This window comes from Micromonospora sp. NPDC023956 (assembly GCF_040639195.1).
In the GTDB taxonomy this organism is placed as follows: Bacteria; Actinomycetota; Actinomycetes; order Mycobacteriales; family Micromonosporaceae; genus Micromonospora.
The window spans coordinates 470957-488516 of the sequence record NZ_JBEZZN010000004.1 but is presented as its reverse complement, the minus strand read 5'-3'; the positions used below and the strand labels follow the sequence as shown (position 1 = coordinate 488516).

13 protein-coding genes are annotated in these 17560 nt (G+C 70.0%); 2 read left to right on the top strand and 11 right to left on the bottom strand.

All coding sequences use genetic code 11. The features are described 5' to 3' along the window. Positions 1-13: 13 nt before the first annotated feature. The 6 genes from AB0F58_RS11780 to AB0F58_RS11755 form a co-directional block, all read right to left on the bottom strand. Positions 14-1531 (bottom strand): class I SAM-dependent DNA methyltransferase, encoded by a 1518-nt coding sequence (locus tag AB0F58_RS11780; RefSeq protein ID WP_357141584.1) that lies wholly within the window; start codon positions 1529-1531, stop codon positions 14-16. Continuing rightward, entirely contained in the window at positions 1528-2925 is a 1398-nt protein-coding gene (locus AB0F58_RS11775; protein WP_357141582.1) for a hypothetical protein, read from the bottom strand. Before AB0F58_RS11775 ends, AB0F58_RS11780 begins: the two co-directional genes overlap by 4 nt. Further along, positions 2922-6413, bottom strand: a complete 3492-nt coding sequence (locus AB0F58_RS11770) for a DEAD/DEAH box helicase family protein (RefSeq protein ID WP_357141580.1) — start codon at positions 6411-6413, stop codon at positions 2922-2924. Before AB0F58_RS11770 ends, AB0F58_RS11775 begins: the two co-directional genes overlap by 4 nt. Positions 6414-6534: 121 nt before the next feature. Continuing rightward, positions 6535-6978 (bottom strand): hypothetical protein, encoded by a 444-nt coding sequence (locus AB0F58_RS11765; protein ID WP_357141577.1) that lies wholly within the window; start codon positions 6976-6978, stop codon positions 6535-6537. Between the two features lie 303 nt (positions 6979-7281). Beyond that, the gene (locus AB0F58_RS11760; protein WP_357141574.1) at positions 7282-7530 is read right to left on the bottom strand and encodes a DUF6244 family protein; all 249 of its coding nucleotides are present in this window, start codon (positions 7528-7530) and stop codon (positions 7282-7284) included. A gap of 337 nt (positions 7531-7867) precedes the next feature. Beyond that, positions 7868-8104, bottom strand: a complete 237-nt coding sequence (locus AB0F58_RS11755; protein ID WP_357141571.1) for a winged helix-turn-helix domain-containing protein — start codon at positions 8102-8104, stop codon at positions 7868-7870. A 281-nt stretch (positions 8105-8385) separates the two neighbouring features. On the opposite strand from AB0F58_RS11755, the gene AB0F58_RS11750 reads away from it, so the two are divergent. Next, on the top strand, positions 8386-8577 hold the full coding sequence (locus tag AB0F58_RS11750; RefSeq protein ID WP_357141568.1) for a hypothetical protein: 192 nt from the start codon (positions 8386-8388) through the stop codon (positions 8575-8577). Further along, on the top strand, positions 8574-9368 hold the full coding sequence (locus AB0F58_RS11745; protein WP_357141565.1) for a hypothetical protein: 795 nt from the start codon (positions 8574-8576) through the stop codon (positions 9366-9368). The genes AB0F58_RS11750 and AB0F58_RS11745 overlap by 4 nt, the downstream gene beginning before the upstream one ends. Positions 9369-9844: 476 nt before the next feature. Here AB0F58_RS11745 and AB0F58_RS11740 read toward each other — a convergent pair whose 3' ends face one another. The 5 genes from AB0F58_RS11740 to AB0F58_RS11720 form a co-directional block, all read right to left on the bottom strand. Further along, positions 9845-10642 (bottom strand): hypothetical protein, encoded by a 798-nt coding sequence (locus tag AB0F58_RS11740; RefSeq protein WP_357141562.1) that lies wholly within the window; start codon positions 10640-10642, stop codon positions 9845-9847. Further along, entirely contained in the window at positions 10639-13188 is a 2550-nt protein-coding gene (locus tag AB0F58_RS11735) for an FtsK/SpoIIIE domain-containing protein (protein ID WP_357141559.1), read from the bottom strand. Before AB0F58_RS11735 ends, AB0F58_RS11740 begins: the two co-directional genes overlap by 4 nt. Positions 13189-13305: 117 nt before the next feature. Beyond that, on the bottom strand, positions 13306-14103 hold the full coding sequence (locus AB0F58_RS11730; RefSeq protein ID WP_357141556.1) for an SGNH/GDSL hydrolase family protein: 798 nt from the start codon (positions 14101-14103) through the stop codon (positions 13306-13308). Between the two features lie 188 nt (positions 14104-14291). Next, the gene (locus AB0F58_RS11725) at positions 14292-17132 is read right to left on the bottom strand and encodes a tetratricopeptide repeat protein (protein ID WP_357141553.1); all 2841 of its coding nucleotides are present in this window, start codon (positions 17130-17132) and stop codon (positions 14292-14294) included. Further along, positions 17129-17500 carry a hypothetical protein gene (locus tag AB0F58_RS11720; RefSeq protein ID WP_357141550.1) on the bottom strand — a complete coding sequence of 124 codons (372 nt, stop codon included), beginning with the start codon at positions 17498-17500 and terminating at the stop codon, positions 17129-17131. Before AB0F58_RS11720 ends, AB0F58_RS11725 begins: the two co-directional genes overlap by 4 nt. Positions 17501-17560 lie beyond the last annotated feature (60 nt).

Sequence of the window (17560 nt, the reverse complement as noted above, 5' to 3'; positions counted from 1 at the left end):
TACCTCTGCTTACTCAATCGTCAGAGCGAACGTTGTCATGAAGCGATGGACCAGTGGACGCCAGGGCGTCGGCGATGGCGGCGAACTCGCGCAGCGCGGCCTGGAGGTCCTCCACGATCTCCTGGGCGATCACCTCGGGCGGGAGTAGCGCGTCGGCGTCCTCCAGGGAGGCGTCCTTGAGCCAGGTGATGTCGAGGTTCACCTTGTCCCGGGCGACCAGCTCGTCGTAGGTGAACGCCTTGAAGCGCTCGGTCTCCTGCCGGTTGGCGCGGTCCTCCCCCGGCCGGTAGCACTTCACGAAGTCGTCCAGGTGATCCCGGCGCAGCGGGTTCTGCTTGAGGGTGAAGTGCTCGTTGGTGCGGAAGTCGTACACCCAGAGCTTGGTGGTCCACGGCTCCTCGCGGGCACGCCGCCGCTCGAAGAACAGCACGTTCGCCTTGACCCCACCGGCGTAGAAGATCCCGGTGGGCAGGCGCAGCATGGTGTGCAGGTCGTACTGCTTGAGCAGCCGGCGGCGGATGGTCTCCCCCGCGCCGCCCTCGAAGAGCACGTTGTCCGGCAGGACGACCGCCGCGCGGCCGTCGATCTCCAGCATCGAGGCGATGTGCTGGACGAAGTTGAGCTGCTTGTTCGCGGTGGTCGTCCAGAAGTCGGGGCGCTCGATCGCACCGTCGCCCCGGTCGGCGGCCCGCCCGTCCTGGCCCACCATCTTGATCGAGGAACTACGCCCGAACGGCGGGTTCGCCAGGACCAGGCTGTAGCGGCGGCTGGGCTCCCGGCCGAGCGCGTTCTCGATCGCGATCAGCGACGCACCGCCGGGGGTGCCGATGCCGTGTAGCAGCATGTTCATCGCCGCCAGCCGGGCCGTGCCGTCGACCAGCTCGGTGCCGGTGATCGCCCCGTTCGCCAGCTTGCGGCGCTGGTCCGGGGTGAGCGTGCTGCCGTGATGCTGCTGGATGTACTCAAACGCGGCCAGCAGGAAACCGCCCGTGCCGCACGCCGGATCGGTGATCGTGTCGTCGGGGGTGGGCAGCATGCAATCGACCATCGCGGCGGTCAACGCACGCGGCGTGAAGTACTGCCCCGCACCCGACTTGGCATCCTCCGCGCCCTTGGCCAACAACTCCTCGTAGGCGTCGCCCTTGACGTCGACCCCGGCCTGGGACCAGTTCTCCTTGCCAATCAGGTCCACGATCAGCCGCTTGAGCTTCGCCGGATCCTGGATCTTGTTCTGCGCCTTGCGGAAGATCGTGCCGAGCGTCCCGCCCTGCTTGCCCAACTCGGTGAGGATGTGCTTGTACTGCACCTCCAGGGCCGGTCCCTCGGCGTCGAGCAGGGTCTGCCAGCTCAGCTCGTCGGGCACGATCTGCTCCGGCCGGAAACTCCGGTTGGCCCGCTCATCGGCCATCTTCAGGAAGAGCAGGAAGGTCAACTGCTCGACGTAGTCGATCGTCGAGACCCCGTCGTCGCGGAGCACGTCGCAGTAGTTCCAGAGCTTCTGCACCAGCCGGCGCGAATCCACAGTGCTCACAGCGGCAGTGCCTCCTGCTGGTAGTCGTCGCCGGTCACCCTGGTCGGTGGTGCCGGCAGCTCTTTCGGGGTACGCCGAGCGCGCGTCCGCTGCTTCGGCACGCTGACCGCCCGCTCAGCCCTGATCCGCGCCAACAACTCGGAGGCCGGCTCATCGTTCGGATCCTGCGGCACCAACCGCCCCGAGAGCGCCTCGTTAAAGAGGGAGGCACGCAACTGACCAACCCGGTCGACAGAGCGCTGACAGATCTTCCAAACCTTTCCACTAAGGGTGGCAACTTCATCGAACCGACGCACCAGCTCAGCTTGACGGTCGAGAGTCGGCAACCTTACCTCAAAATCATGAATGGCCTGCTGGTCGATCTTCGGCATGGACCCCGCCAAACCTTTGGCACGTGAACGGAAGTATCTGCGGGCGCTAGGGGCTTGCAGCAAAAGGGTAACGAACTCGGGGAGAACGTCGTTCCGTAGCCTGACTCTGATTAACAGGTCCGGGAAAATCGCCCAGTTCTCAGGCCCCTTGTAAAGCGCGGCGGTACCCACCAAGTCTGGGGTATTCGAACGTTGTATCAGGATGTCTCCTGGCTCCAACCAGAGGCCGCTAACCCGCCGAGGATCAGCGGATGTCATCTTGGTGAAGTCATCCACGAACTCGGAGCGGGTGACTGCGGTCAAGGTCAGAGTGCGCACGACTCCGTCCGGTGCAGCTGGGGCCGAATGACCGTTTCTCAGTGGAGCGGCCAGCAGATCCCCTAGACGTACTACCTCATCGCCCTGGCAGTCGTTCTCCACACGCTGCCGCCACGCCTCGCGCAGGCGATCAGCACGCGCGGTTGTCTGGCGCAACTGTCGAGCAGCTACATCGAGCCGCGACAGATATCCTTCGAGGACGGCAACAATTCGGTTCTGCTCGTTGAAAGGAGGAACAGGAACGACAACCTTCGCAAGATTATTTCGAGAGATTCGCTTGCGAGTAGTTCCAGCCTGATAACCGTACACCTGTCGACGCACCAAGGGCGAGTTGAGCCACCACATCAACCATCGTGCGTCAACATGCCGACACCGGATTATGCATACATCAACGACAGTCACGGCCAGTCGATCGGCCTCCGGATAAATACATGCCCGCCCTAAAGGTTCGGGCATACGCGCCACGAGGACATCGCCTGCTTCCAGGAATGTACACCTCAGCTCACGCGCCTTGGAAAGGGTGAGCGATCGACTGCTTCGATCTCGAAATTCACCCTCACCAACGTCCGCTAGCTGCGTTAGCCGCACTTCGCCATTGGGGTCTTGGTCCTTACTTTCAACCCAGTCGCCGTCTGTGAAGACTCCGTTGCCACCAACCAACTCGTCAAGGCGTGCCCATTCCCAGCCGTCTGGCAAGTCGCTCACGCGGAAAGCTCCTGGTTGAGTTCGTTCAAGAGGGGTTCGGCGCGGTCGCCGAAGGTGTTGGCGTAGCCGTCGATGCCGCCGCGTTCGGTGAACGGTGCGCCGTCCAGGTCGTCCGGCGTGATCTCCACGCTGACCGCTATCACGTTCCTGATCCTCTCCAGCCACCACACCTGGTCGGCGGTGAAGGTGGCCCCTGACTGCTCCTGCCGGTGCAGCCAAGCACGAAAGCGCTCCTCGACCTGGCTCCGATATGGACGAAGTTCCTGGTCAAGGCCCAACTCGTACCGCACAAGGGAAACCAGGTCGGCCACGCTCCGCGTACCGGGCTGCGCCGACGCTCGTCCAAGCTGGACGTAAGCGTCCCACAGCGTGTCCGGCGTCCATGCCTGTGGGGGCCGGGCGATGCGGGTGGCCAGCTCGCGGAGCTGGTCGTAGCTGATCCGGCCCTTGCCCTCGAAGAAGACCTGGAACACGGCGATCTCGTCCCGGTGCTCCTCCAGGTAATCGCGCCAACTGCGGCAGGTCGCCGTCGCCCGTTCCGCAGGAGACACCCCGGTCGCCGACAGCAGGGTGTCGACGTTTCCTTCGTCGTACGTGATGTCGTAGGAGCGCCGGATCTCCAGGATGCGTTCCCGTAGGTCCGGATTCGCTGCGAGCGGACGCAGCGCGCCCGCCAGCAGGTCCCGGACGGCATCCCGGCCGGCGGCCTTCGCCGGGTTCAACTGCTCCGGCGCGACCGCGTCGACCAGGCCGCCCACGATGCCGGTGAGCGGCTGCCCGCCCAGCTCGGCCAGCTCCTGCCGTTCGGCGGGGGTGAGCTGCTGGTTGAGCCGGGCGAGCCGGGCCGCGAGGGTCGCCACCTCGTCGGCCGAGGCGGTCAGCGTGCCGGCCTTGCGGAGCAGGTCCCGCAGGGAGATCTGCTTGTCGGTGTGCCGGTTGAGCGGGACGGCCTCGTCCAGGTCGGCTTCGGTGACGCCGACCGCGTCGACGATGACGAACCGGTCCTTGATCTTCGCGTCCGGCGTGACCGCCTGGAAGTCCGCCGGGTCGATGGTGCGGGCCCCGCGCCCCTTCATCTGCTCGAAGTAGGTGGCGCTGCGCACCGGACGGAGGAAGAGCAGGCACTCCAGGGGCCGGACGTCAGTGCCGGTGGCGATCATGTCGACGGTGACCGCGATCCGCAGCTCGGGGCTGTTGCGGAACGCCTGGATGAGCGTCTCCGGGTCGGCTCCCTCCCGGCGCGACGAGTAGGTAATCTTCCGGGCGAAGTCGTTGCCCCGGCCGAAGATCAGCCGGACCATCTTGACGATCTCTTCCGCGTGGTTGTCGTCGCAGGCGAAGATCAGCGTCTTGGGCACCGTCGTCCGGCCCGGGAAGATCTCGGTGAACAGCCGGTCCCGGAAGGTCTCCAGCACCAGCTTGAGTTGCCCCTTGGAGATGACCGACCGGCCGACCTGTCCGCCGCCGTAGGTGAAGTCGTCCTCCAGTTCCTCGTAGCGCTCGGCCCGGGTGCGCCGGTCACGCAACGGCACGACCGTGCCGGCGTCGATCTTCTCGCCCGCCTCGGTGATGGCGGTCTTGATCCGGTAGACGTCGAAGCTGACGTTCACCCCGTCCGCGACCGCCTGCTCGTAGGTGTACTCCGAGACGAGGTTCTGCTGGAAGAAGCCGAGGGTCTGCTTGACCGGCGTGGCGGTCAGCCCGACCACGAAGGCGTCGAAGTACTCGATCACCGCCCGCCACTTGCCGTAGATCGACCGATGGCACTCGTCCACCACGATCAGGTCGAACGCCTCCGGCGGAATGCGCCGGCTGTAGCTGACCTCGGCCGGCTCGTCCCGGTCGTAACTGTCGAGATCCTGGTCCTCCACGTCGGCGTCGGGCAGCTCGTCCCCGCGCAGCGCCGCATACAGACGCTGGATCGTGGAGATCACCACCTTGGAGGAGTCGAGCATGCCGGCCTCGGTGAGCCGGTCGACGTTGAACAGGTCGGTGAACTTCCGCCCGTCGTCCGGGGTCTGGTAGCCGGCGTACTCCCGGAGCGTCTGCTTGCCGAGGTTGTTCCGGTCGACCAGGAAGAGGACCCGGCCGGTTCGCGCGTACTTGAGCAGCCGATAGCTGGCGGTGACGGCGGTGAAGGTCTTTCCCGCGCCGGTGGCCATCTGGACGAGAGCGCGCGGCCGGTCCTCCGCGAGCGACTTCTCCAAGCCCTGGACCGCCTCGATCTGGGCCGGGCGCAGGCCGAGCCGGTCCAGCTCCGGAAGCTGCCGCAGCCGGGCCCGCAGCGTCGGCGCGGCCGGCTCGCTCTCCGCCTCCCGCATCCAGCGGGCCAGCGTCTCCGGCTGGTGGAAGGCAAAGACCTCCCGGGTACGCGGGAACGGGTCGAGCCCGTTGACGAACGTCGTCTCGGTGCCGGTGGCCACGTAGCCGAACGGCAGGGGCTTCTCCCGCGGCCAGGCGTTGAGCTTCTGCGCGGCGGTGAGCCCACTGCGGTACCGGTCGAGCTGCGCCTCCGCCCCGCGCGGCGCGGTGCCCTCCCGCTTCGCCTCGATCACGCCCACGAGGCGCTGGTTGACGTAGAGCAGGTAGTCGGCGCGGCCGGTGGCCAATCGGACCTCGCGGACCGCGACGCCGCTCCCCGCATACAGGTTGATGTCCCGCTCGTCCTGGACGACCCAACCGGCGGCACCGAGCTGGCGGTCGATCTCCTCGCGGGTCTGCGCTTCGTTCAGCGGGGCGCGGGACGCCCGACGGGCGTTGGCGATGAACTCCTCGCGCTTGGCGGCAGAGACCTTCGTCGCCGGCTGGGCGTCGAACGCCTCCCGCGCGGCCTCGGCGTCCGGCTTGAGGCTCGCGACCAGCGCCACCGTCTCGTCCCGCCGCGCCTCCGAGTCCTGGACGGCCCGCTCAGCGGCCACTGTCGCGTCCGCCCGCGCCTCATCGAGGGAAGCCTTGCCGGCGAGCAGCAACTTGGTCTCGGCAAGCTCCTGCTGGTAGCGGTCGATCTCCTCCTGAAGAGCGGCGGCCACGCTCGCCGGCACCTGCCGGGCTGGTGGCGTGGGCGGCACGAAACCGTTCGGGGTACGGTCTCCGGTCAGCGCCCGGTGGAACCACTCCCCCAGCTCGAAGCAGGTACGCAGCAGCTCCAGCGCGTGCCGCACCTCGCCAAGGTGATCGTGTACGGCCTGGTTGCCGGTGTCGCGGAGGCGGTCGAAGGCGGCGTAGACGTCCGGTGTGAGGGTGCCCTCCGCGTAGAGCGCCTCCACCCGGTGGAAGAAGGACTGGCTCTGCGGCTTGGCGGATGTTCGCCGGACCAGATCGCTGGCGAGCACGTCGCCGAACGCCCGTGCCTTGAACATCGACGACTGAGCGTCGACGTAGACCAGCAGCTCAGCACCTGTGCCGTACCAGACCAGCAGGGGGTGCGCCTTCAAGAACCCGAAGTTGGCGGACTGCTCCGCCAGACGCCGTACCTTCCGAGGATCCACGACTCTCCACGTCCACTGTGAACGATGAACGCTCCAGAATAGAGAGTCAACTTCGGATTCGCTGTCCCCCTTTCGGGGGTCAACGCCCTACCGCCAAGCCGGGTCCGTGGAGAAAGCCGGGCTACCCCGCAGCCTCGATCGCAGCCTCGGCACGATCCAGGTAGTTCCACCACTTCTCGCCGTCCTGACGATTCGAGGACAACAGGTGCCCAGCACACACGTACGCCAGCACGACGGTCTCCTCAGCGGAAAAGACGTCGACCATTGGCTCACCGGCGACTAGGCGAGAGAGGAAAGCAGTCGCCTCCCCAGCGGAGGCCTTCGACCAGGACTCGTCCTCGGCGATCTCGTTCGCGACCTCACGAATCGCGGCGTTGTCCGGCCTACCTCCGTGGATGTCCTGGAGCACAAAAAGGATCACTGCAAGCGTCAGCTCCACGCCGTTGCGGGCAAGCTCGTCGTCCGTAAAGGCCCTCATGCTCTGGTCGAGCTTGCCAAAGTCTTGCTTGACTGCCGCGTGGATGGCCGCCCTGACCAGCGGCTCAGCACGGTCATCGATTCTCATCGGCCCGGTCCTCTCGTCGTTTCTTCAACCAGCTTTTACCTGCTCCGACTGCTGCTGCGCCCGCAAGGATGGAACCCGCCACCGCCTTGACCACCGTCGGCATGAACTCGGAAACCGTCGCCCAACTGGCGGCACCTGTGGCTGCCCAGAAGCTCACCGATTCGGCGCTGATCCGCTCCCGTGGCTGTGGCGGTGATTCATCGCCGACGTCCTCCCGCCGCCGCCGAAGCCTGCCGGGTCGAGTGCGCTGTCGGACAGAGACACGCTGGGGTGGTTGGCGGGTTGGGCTGCCACCACCCCCGGTCAGTTTCCCAGCGCGTGGATCTTCGCGATCGTCTCCTGGACCTGCTGCCGGGCCGGCTCGCCACCCTGCGCGGCCTGCATCAACGCCTGCCGGTAGGCATCGATAACACCAACCAACGGACCGGCACCCACGCCCTCCAACGCACTGGCCACGAGAGTCCGCGCCTCGGCGACATCCTGGGCGGCACCGGCCGTCTTGGCACGCGCCTCCTCCAACTTCTGAGACGCCGCGCTCAGCTTCGCGATCATCTCCGCAGCGCTACTCACACGCCCTCCCTTTGGGTCACCTGGAGTTCAGCGGCCACGCCACCGCACCGGCGCGAACCAACACGCAGCGTATGAGATCAACCACGGACAGAGCCACCCCGAGACAGATCCACGACGCACCAGCCCCACTGATCCACTCCGTTTCGCCGGTCAGGCGGCATCCCCCAGTCGCCGATACCGCGGCATCGGCGATATGGAGTGGACCAAGAAAGGTGAGGGGCGACTGCCCTGCGGAGGGGCGTGGTGAATGGTGGCGGGAAACGGCCCACATAGGGACCGGAAGCCACCATGATCACGAGGGTCAGCAGGCTCCGCGAAGTCAGTCAGCCCCGCTGGCTGCGCCCTCCGCGACGTATACGCCCACCCCGGGCACGCCGACGACGAGACCTTCGGCCTTCAAGGTCAGCATGGCGTTACGAACCACGATCGACGAGATGCCGTGGATCTGACAGAGCTGCGCGGTCGACGGCAGCTTCTCACCGGGCGACAACTCGCCCGAGGCGATCTGCTTGCGGATGTGCTCGGCAAGCTCAGCCCATTTGGGGCTCGGTGGCATAGCGATACTCCCTGGTCAGCATCGCTATTCGACCACCTCTCACCTTGTTATCGCAAGTGATAGCTTGACTGCGATAGCTTGCTATCGTAGGGTCCCAATCGACCGGCTCCCTGGTCAGCACCCGTGGAGTTGGTCCTTCCCCACCGCAGTAAGCGCCCGGTCGGCCACTCCCCCTGGCCGGCTGGGCGTGCCGGAGCCTGCCCGCACGCGGCCCCGGCCATCGAGACCAACACCAAGACCGATCCAACCCATCGCGCAAGGAGCAGACGGGAGACGTACCCGTGAAGCACCTGTCCGACTTCGCGTCCGCGCAGGACGTCGAGGACGCCGACGACATCCTCTTCGCCCATCCCACCCGGACCGTGCCCCGCCTGGTCTGTGCCTGCGGCGCAGACCACCCCTGCCCGGAGGTCCGCTTCGCCCTGATGATCAAGGGCCCGGGCAGGGACACGACGAGCGGCGGCACCCGGTGAACCGGGGTCACTTCACCACGTACGCGCACGAGCGGGTCACCGACGCGCGCCGGGTGCTCGCCGCGCATCGAACCGTCGCGTACACCGGGGTGTGTCGGGCGTGCGGGCGGCCCGGCCCGTGCGACGAGTGGCGGGCCGCGCAGGGCCGGCTCGCCCACTATGCCAGCGTGCGGCTCACCGACGACCTGGTCGACGACCTGCGGACCGCCTGGCTGGCGCTGATCGCGGCGAACGACCGGGCCGGCGCGCACTTGCACGGGGCCGGATCGCCCACCCAGCGGCAGCCGTGGCGGGAGGCCGTGACCGAGTGCTGGCGGGCGCTCGGGCTGGTCTACGCGGGACTGGCCGAGGCACGGGCCGATCCGGACACGCCGGCCGGTTCCACCAGTCTGCTGGCCGGGCTGCGGTTGGCCCGCGCCGACGCGGACCGGGCCGCCGCGCTCGCCGCCCGGGTGCGGCACCGGCTCGGCGCGGCCGAGGCCCGGTTGCGGCGTACCGGGCGGGCGGACGGCCTGGTCGCGGCCCGGCGGTTCGCGGCGGCGTCCGCGCGGCTCGACCTGGTCACCGCGCGGCTGGCGGTGGGCGCACGGACCATCGACCGGTACACCGCACGCCTGGCCGGCGTACCGGAGCCGGCCCCACCGACAAGGAACAGCACGGGCGCCGACCCGGCGGAGATCGCCGCCGGGGTCCACGCAGCAATCCACCTGATACGGAACCGGCGTCGCCGGGAGCGCCCCGGCCGCTGGACGACGTTACGCAACGAGGTGATCAGGGAGTGGCGACGGTGACGGAGAACGTGCGGACGGCCCTGCGGAGTCTGGTCCACGGACGGGTGGACCGACACGACCGGCGGGTACGCGGTTTCGCCGAGACGGAGTGGCGGCGGTACGCGGACCTGCTGGCCGGGGCGTTGCTGGTGGCCGCCCGGCGGCGGTTCGCGCCCGGTGCGGACCGGGCGGCGGTGATCCGGTTCGTCGCCTCGGCCCGGGAGCGGTACGACGTGACCGGCCTGGACGTGGACCCGACGGTGGCCGAGGCGCTGATCCGGGCGGCGCTCGGCGAGTGCCCGGCCCCGCCGGACGACGCGGCCACCCTGACCGCCCGTACGCTGCTGCTGCTCGGGCTCCTGGAGGACGAGGGAATGGCCCCGGCCGACCTGGACGACCTACTCACCGCCGCCTGGACATGCGCCGAAGGCGAGCCGGCCGCCACCGCCGAGCCGACGACCGGCGGCGCGCCGGACGCCACGGGTCGCCCGATGCGGTCAGTCGCCCCGGGCGAGGAGCAGGTAGCCGCAGGAGACGGCGGGCAGCAGCAGGAAGCAGATCACGAAACCGGTGTTGAGGTGCCGGGGCGGGGATGCGCCGCCAACAGCCGGTCGACCGTACCGGCCGAGCAGCAGGAACCCGGCGAAGAAGGCGAGCGCGGGGATGCCGGCGACGGTCCAGATGGCGAGGGTGGCCGAGTCGATCCAGCCGGCGTTGGCGACGAGCACCAGGACAGCCACCGCGAGCGCTCCGACCACGGCGCTACCGAGGTAGACGACGATCGCCCGGGACAGCGGTGACCAGCCGGGCAGGAGTCGGGGCTGCCCGGCCCGCGCCTCGACCTGCCGGCCGTACCCGTCGGCCTCGTCGGCGCGGGATCGGATCTGGGCCAGTTCCTCGGCCGGGTCGAGCGGGGGCGACGGGGCGGCCGGACCGGGCGGAGGTGGCGAATCCGGGTCGACGGTACGGAGGGCCCCGGACGTCGGACCGTCGACCCGAGCGGGATCGCTGGTCGGCAGGGCCGGGCGGGGCGGACCGACCGGCAGTTCCCGGTACGTCGTCGGCGCGCGGTCCGGCTGTCCGTCCGGGTGGTCGACGGTGGGAAACGGTGCACCGATTGCCGCGCCGAGCCCGGCCAGCCACTCCTGCTGGGCGGTGAGCCGCTGGTCGAGCTGGTCCACGTCGGCCTGCCAGCGCCGTCGCCGTCCGGTCTCGGCGTCGGCACGCCGGTCGGCGGCCCGGCGCTGCTCGGCGAGGTGCCGGGCCAGGGCCGCGTAATCCTCCAGGCTGCTCATCTCAGCCCCTCCTCCTCGGGTTCGTGTCCCGCCCCGACGAACGGCACGATCAACTGGGTGCGGTGTTCGTGCCGGTCGACCAGCAGGGCCCGGTTTGCCCGGGGGGTGTACGCCAGGTCGGTCACCCCGAGGTGCAGCCCCAGCTCCGCTCCAGGCACGTTCAGCGCCACCAGACAGGCCACGTCGTCCCGGTTCTGCGTACCGCCGAGGTCGTCGGCGAGCCGGCGCAGCCCACGCCACCAGCCGAGCAGGTGCACCCCGTACCCGGGGGCGTGTCGCAGCAGGGCGCGCAGGTCGTCGTACCCGGTGCGGAAGGTGGCCGGGTCGGACAGGCCGAGCACCGCGCCGGCCGCGTCCACCCCGAACACCACCAGGTACGTCCGCCCGGTCGGCGAGGCGGCCGGTGCGGTGGCGAGCTGGCCGACGTGCCCCCGCAGCCCGGTGGCGTCAAGCTGGTCGACCGGGTGCCCGGCGTCGGTCAGCGCGGCGGCGAGGTCGTCGGCGACCGGGTCGGCGGCGGCGACCAGCGGCGCGAGCAGGAACCGGGCGGTGCCCGGCGCGTGCTGACGGGCGAGGCTCCACGCGGCGGCCCGGAGGACGTGGGCGCCGGCAGCCGAGGTGCCCACCACGGCCAGGTGCCGGCCGGGGGTGGCGTCCAGGGGGACAGCGGCAGTGCTGCCGGTCACGTCGACCGCGCGACCAACCAGGGCGGCCGGGCGCCGACCGCCGGGGCGTAGCCCGGCGAAGACCGGATCGTCCTCGACGTACGCGGCCTCGTAGCCGCGGAACACGGCCGGCGAATCGTTCCCGGCAGGCCGGGCCTGCCAGAGCTGGTGGCGCAGTCGGGCCAGGTCGGCGGCGTCGGCGTGCGCGTCAGGGAAGCGGACGACGGTGTCCGGGCCGGCTGCCCCGGCGGCGGTGTTCAACACCGCCGTGCCGATGGTCAGCGCGTCGGCGGCCGGGTTGAGCGGGTCGAGCACCCCGGCGCCACCGGGCAGGGCAACCCGGAGCGGGAACTGCCCGAAGATCGCGTCGGCCTTGCCGTAGAGGGCCTCGATGCCGGCGGTGCTCTGGCTGGCCAGCACCAGGTGCACCCCGTACGAGCGGCCCTTGCGGGCCAACTCCTCCAGCAGGGTGACCGCCTCCCGGGCGAGGCTGTCGTTGCCGGCCAGCAGGACGTGGAACTCGTCGACCACCGCCACGACCCGGGGTGCCGGCGTGTCCCGGGGCAGGTCGGCGAGTTTGGTGACGCCGTACCGTTTCAGTGCACCGGCCCGGCGCCCCAACTCCCGGCGGAGTTCCCGGAGTACGGCGACGCCGTACTCGCGGTCGGACTCGATGCCGACCGCGCGGGCGTGCGGCAGCCAGGACGGGTCCCGCCCGGTGGGGACGAACTCGGTGAAGCTGACCCCCTCCTTGAAGTCGAGGAGGTACAGGTGCAGTTCCGCCGGGGAGTAGCGGGTGGCAAGGCCGTAGAGCACGTCGAGGAGGAAGACCGTCTTGCCGGCCCCGGTACGTCCGCCGACCAGCCAGTGCGGGGTGGCGTCGTCGAAGGCCACGGTGGCCGGGGTACGCCCGGCCCGACCGATCACGGTACGTAGGCCGGCGCGGGCCGACTCGGCCCAGTGTTGCGTGGGGAGCAGGTCGGCGAAGCGGAGTTCGGCGTCCTGACGGGTGGCGGTGCCGAGGTGTTCGGCGAGCGCCGCGACGGTGGCCGGTGCCGGGTCGCCGTCGAGCAGCACCGGGGCGGCCAGCCCGGTCCCGTCCGGGCTGTACGGCAGGCCCGGCGGGTCGCCGACGTGGGCGTACCGGTCGGTGAGGGTGATCCGGGTGGCGGCGGCCAGCGGTGGTGGTGGCGGCCCGGCGTCCCGGGGTGGATGCCCGGCGAGCAGCACACAGACCCCGGCGGTCGGGCCGGCGTGGGTGAGGGCAGTGAGCCGGGCGAGTTCCCGGGACGGGGGTGGTGCCGCGCCGACCACGACCAGGGTGGGCAGGTCGGCGTCCGGGCCGGCCTGCTGGGCGAGGCGGGCGTGCCGTTCGACCGTGTCGAGGAGGGCGGCGATCTCGGGTTCGGTGGTGGCGGGCGGGTCGAGCACCCCGGCGTCGACCAGTGGTCGCAGCGGCAGGAAGGCCGCCCCGAACGTGGCAGGGTCGAGGGCGGCGACCCGGACGGCGCCCGGCGGTGCGGTGGCGATCAGCCGGAGCACCAGGGCGCGCAGCAGGGCGGCGACCCGGGGGTCGCGGGCGTCGGCTTCGACCGCCAGGTGCCGGCCACTGCCGAGCGGTACGACCACGGGGAAGCCGCCGTCCACGGTGGAGGCCTGGCCGACCCGGACCGGGACCGGCCCGGCGGTGAGCGGGGTCGCGCCGGGGGTCGGGGTGGACAGGGTGGCGCCCACCCGGGCGAGCCGGGCAACCAGGTCGGCGGTCTCCCCGCCGGCCGGGGCGGAACGCTCGGCGAGGGCCCGGGTGAGCCGGCCGAGCCGCTCCCGGGCTGCCCGGTGGGCCGTGACCGCCTGCCGGTACGCCGACGTGATCCCCGCCATCCGTCACCCCCTGATCACCGTCCGTCGTATCGCGCAACGGTAGCGGAGACGCCCGACAGCCGACAGTCCGCTGTGGACTGCCGGCTGTCGGATTGGTGGTGGTGGAAAGTCTCGGGGTCAGCCGGTGACAGCGTTGAGGGCGGGCAGGTAGCCGAGGCGGTAGCCGTCGGCGTTCGGGTGGTACGCCTCGATCAGGCCGGTGACGTCCTTCAGCCAGGGGGTGCTGGCGCAGACGCCGTGGCCGGCGAAGTAGGAGCGGGTGTCGGCGAAGGTCGCTCCGGCCGCCGCCGCCCGGCCTGCGGTGACCTGGGCGAGCAGGTCGGCGGCCTCGTTGAGGATGATCCGCTTGGACTTGCTCATCCCGAGCAGGCCGCACGAGCCGGTCTCGAACAGGCGCGGGTAGCCGAGCACGATCAGCCGGGCGTTCGGGGCCCGGTCGCGGATCGCCGCGTAGGTGGTGTCGAGCCGGCCGGGCAGCACGGTGGTGGCGAAGGTCTTCGCCTCGTTCACCCGGTTGGTGCAGTCCGACTCGCTGCCGAACCGGCAGTTCTCCAGGATGCTGGAGAAGCCGGCGTCGTTGCCGCCGATGGTGATGGTGACCAGGGTGGTGCCGGCGTCCAACGATCCGATCTGCTCGTTCAGCACGTCGTCGGTCTTCGCGCCGCCGCAGGCGGGGAACGTGTAGCTGGCCACGGCGTGCTGCTGGGCCCAGAGCGACGTGTACGACTTGGAGCTGCGCAGGCAGGTGTTCGGGTCGTACGACCCGGCACCGACCCCGGAGGAGTAGGAGTCGCCGAGGGCGACGTAGTGGATCGCGGCGGCCTGGGCGGCACCGGGGACGAGCAGGACGGCGAGGGTGGTGGCGACCAGCGCGGCCAACGCGGTGACGGCACGGGCCAACGGGCGGTGGGGCATGGACGGTCCTCCACATGGCGAGGTGGTGGAACCTTCAGCCGCGCGCGTGGCCTGGGTCCAGGGGAGTTACCAGGCGGTAATGTTACCGAAACATATAGACACATGGAAGTGTGTTGAGTTGTCCGGGTCGGTGGCAGGCGTGCCGTCAGATCTGAGCCGCTGACCGACCACATCCAGGCACTCGGACCTCACGATCTCAGTTGGTCGAGGAACGCGCGGGCCAGTGTGGCGGTTTCAGCGTCGCCGGTCTCGGTGAAGGCATCGACCGCCTGCTCCCAGCAGGTACGTGTCTCATCGATCCGGCGCACCTCGGCCAGGACGATTCCGAGGTTGTACCACGCCTGGCCTTCGCCGTGGCGGTCACCGATCTCACGGCAGATGTCGCGGGCCGTGGTGTAGGCATCGATGGCACCATCGAACCGGCGCACCTGCTGCAGGGCATTGCCGAGGTTGTTCCACGCCCCGGCTTCACCGTGCCGGTCACCGAACTGACGGTAGACGTCGCGGGCCGTGGTGTGGGCAATGGCGGCTTCGTCGAACCGGCGCACCTGCTGCAGGGCGTTGCCGAGGTTGTTCCACGCCTGGGCTTCGCCGTGCCGGTCACCGATCTCGCGGCAGATGTCGCGGGCCGCGGTATGGGCATCGATGGCCTCGTCGAACCGGCGCACCTGCTGCAGGGCGTTACCGAGGTTGTTCCACGCCTGGGCTTCGCCGTGCCGGTCACCGAGCTGACGGTAGATGTCGCGGGCCGTGGCGTGGGCGGTGATGGCCTCACCGAACCGGCGCACTCGAACGAGGGTAGTGCCGAGGTTGTTCCACGCCCGGGCTTCGCCGTGCCGGTCACCGAGCTGGCGGTGGACGTCGCGGGCCGTGTTGTGGGCATCGATGGCCTCGTCGAACCGGCGCACCTGCTGCAGGGCGTTACCGAGGTTGTTCCACGCCGTACCTTCGCCGTCCCGGTCACCGAGATGGTGACAGATCTCCAGGCAGTTGGTGTGGGCAGTGATGGCCTCACCGAACCGGCGCACGTGGAAGAGGGCGATACCGAGATTCCCCCACGCCTGCCCTTCGCCGTAACGGTCACCGAGCTGACGGAAGATGTCGAGGGCCGTGGTGTGGGCGACGACGGCCCCGTCGAACCGGCGCACCTCGGCCAAGGCGAGGCCGAGGTTGTTCCACGCTTGGCCTTCGCCGTGGCGGTTACCGAGCTGGTGACAGATCTCCAGGTCGTTGGTGTGGGCGGTGATGGCCTCGTCGAACCGGCGCACCTGCCGGAGGACGTTGCCGAGGTTGTTCCACGCCGTACCTTCGCCGCAACGGTCACCGAGCTCACGGAAGACGTCGCGGGCCGTGGCGTGGGCATCGATGGCACCGTCGAACCGGCGCACCTGCTGCAGGGCGTTACCGAGGTTGTTCCACGCCGTACCTTCGCCGTGCCGGTCGCCGAGCTCACGGAAGATGTCGCGGGCCGTGGTGTAGGCGGCTAGGGCCTCGTCGAACCGACGCACCTGCCGCAGAGCGGAGCCGAGGTTGTTCCACGCCGCGCCTTCACCGTGCCGGTCGCCGCTCTGCCGGCAGATGTCCCGGGTGACGGTGCCGATGGTGATCCAGTCGGTGAAGTGGCGGCGGAAGTGCAGGAAGTTGCCGAGCGCGAATGCGAGGTCGATGGTGATGTGTGGCAGGCCGTAGCTGGGCGCGCTGGTGCAGACGCTGACGAGGTTGTCGTGTTCGGCGTCGAGCCAGCGCAGGGCGTCCTGGCGGCTGGCGAACCGGGTGGTGGCGGTCGGGCCGGTCGGTACGAGGTGGGTGTCTGCGGCTTGGGTGGTGTGCAGGTACTGAGAGAACAGTCGGTGTCGGGCGGTGGGGATCTCGTCGGGGCTGGCGGGGGGTTGATCGGCGGCGTGCAGCCGGATGAGGTCGTGCATGCGCCACCGGTCGGCGGCGGGTTCGTCGACCAGGTGTGCGCGGTGCAGGTCTTCCAGCAGCACCGCGACCCGGTCGGTGGGTAGGTCGGTCAGGGCGGCGGTGCCGTCGGTGGCGATGTCGGGGCCGGGGTTGACCGGCAGCAGCCGGTACAGCAGGGCCTGGTCGTCGGTGAGGTGCCGGTAGGACAGGTCGAACGCCGCCCGCACGGCGACCTGTTGCCGGGACAGCCCGTCGAGGCGGGCCTGACCGTCGCGGAGCCGGTCGGCCAGGGCAGCGGGTTGCAGGTGGTCACGGTCGGCCAGCAGAGCGGCGACGACCCGCAACGCCAGGGGCAGACCCGCGCACAGGTCGGCCAGGTCGGTCATCGCCCGGTGCTGGTCCGGTGCGTGCAGGCGCGGATCCTCATGCCCGCGCCGCTGGGCGACGACCTCGCGGATCAGGGTGACGGCCGCGTCCGGGTCGAGGACGTGGAGGTCGTGCAGGCGGGCGTCGATGTCCAGGGTGTGCCGGGAGGTGACCAGCACCGCGATCGCCGGGTCGGCGGGCAGCAGCGGGGTGACCTGGTCCTCGCTGGCGGCGTTGTCAATGATCAGCAGCAGCCGGCTGTCCTGGCTGGTGTAGGCGTCCAGGACGCTGCGCCACAGCCGGGCCCGGTCCTGCACACCGGCGGGGATGTGTTCGCCGGGGATCCCGATGGCCTGCAACCAGCTCAGCAGCGCGTCGGCGGCGGGCAACCGCCGGTCCTGGTCGTAGCCGAACATGTCCACGAACAGCACTCCACCCGGGAACCAGCCCGGCTCGCGTAGTGCCCGGTACGCGGTCTGGACCACGAGTTCGGTCTTGCCGACCCCGGCCATCCCGGCCACCGCCGACACCAGCAGCGGGCCGTCCGCACCGTCCGGAGACAGGCCCGCCAGCAGGACCTCGACCTGCTCGTCCCGGCCGGTGAACACCGCAGCCGGGCGGGGCAGCCCGGTCAACGCGGGACGGATCTCCGCCGGCAGGGTCACCTGGATATCGCGGCCCATGACCACCGCGTGGAAGAACACCCCACCGGTGATCCGGTTCGACACGTCCGCCTCGTCGGCCGGCACCCCGTTCACCGGGCCGGTCCATCCGTGTCGTCGGGCCGGGTGCCGCCGGGCGGCGACAGGACGATGCCCTGCATGTCCCGGCACATCACCACCGGACCGGTGAACTGCCCCCCGCCGATCCGGTTGTCCACGTTCCCGCCGACAGCAGGAGACGTGGCGGGTGTGGTGGGCGTAGTGGGTGTGCTGGCGAGGCGGCGGGCCTGCACCGTGCTGTAGGCAGCCACGACCACCCCGGCAAGGTTCAGGAACACCCCGACCACGCTGGCCCAGCGGTCGGCGTTCTCCAACCCCGCCCGCACCAGCAACACCGCACCCAGGGCACAGACCGCCAGCCCGACCACCGCACCCGCCAGCCACCGCTTCCCACGTAGCCTCACCGGTCCATTGTCGACGCGCACGGCCACCCGGCGGCTCCTGAACCGCCGGCCTCGAAGCCG

Coding starts and splice junctions, on each gene's coding strand:
- AB0F58_RS11765 (WP_357141577.1), bottom strand. CDS start 6,978: ATGAGAATCGATGACCGTGCTGAGCCGCTGGTCAGGGCGGCCATCCAC.
- AB0F58_RS11760 (WP_357141574.1), bottom strand. CDS start 7,530: ATGATCGCGAAGCTGAGCGCGGCGTCTCAGAAGTTGGAGGAGGCGCGT.
- AB0F58_RS11755 (WP_357141571.1), bottom strand. CDS start 8,104: ATGCCACCGAGCCCCAAATGGGCTGAGCTTGCCGAGCACATCCGCAAG.
- AB0F58_RS11740 (WP_357141562.1), bottom strand. CDS start 10,642: ATGAGCAGCCTGGAGGATTACGCGGCCCTGGCCCGGCACCTCGCCGAG.
- AB0F58_RS11735 (WP_357141559.1), bottom strand. CDS start 13,188: ATGGCGGGGATCACGTCGGCGTACCGGCAGGCGGTCACGGCCCACCGG.
- AB0F58_RS11730 (WP_357141556.1), bottom strand. CDS start 14,103: ATGCCCCACCGCCCGTTGGCCCGTGCCGTCACCGCGTTGGCCGCGCTG.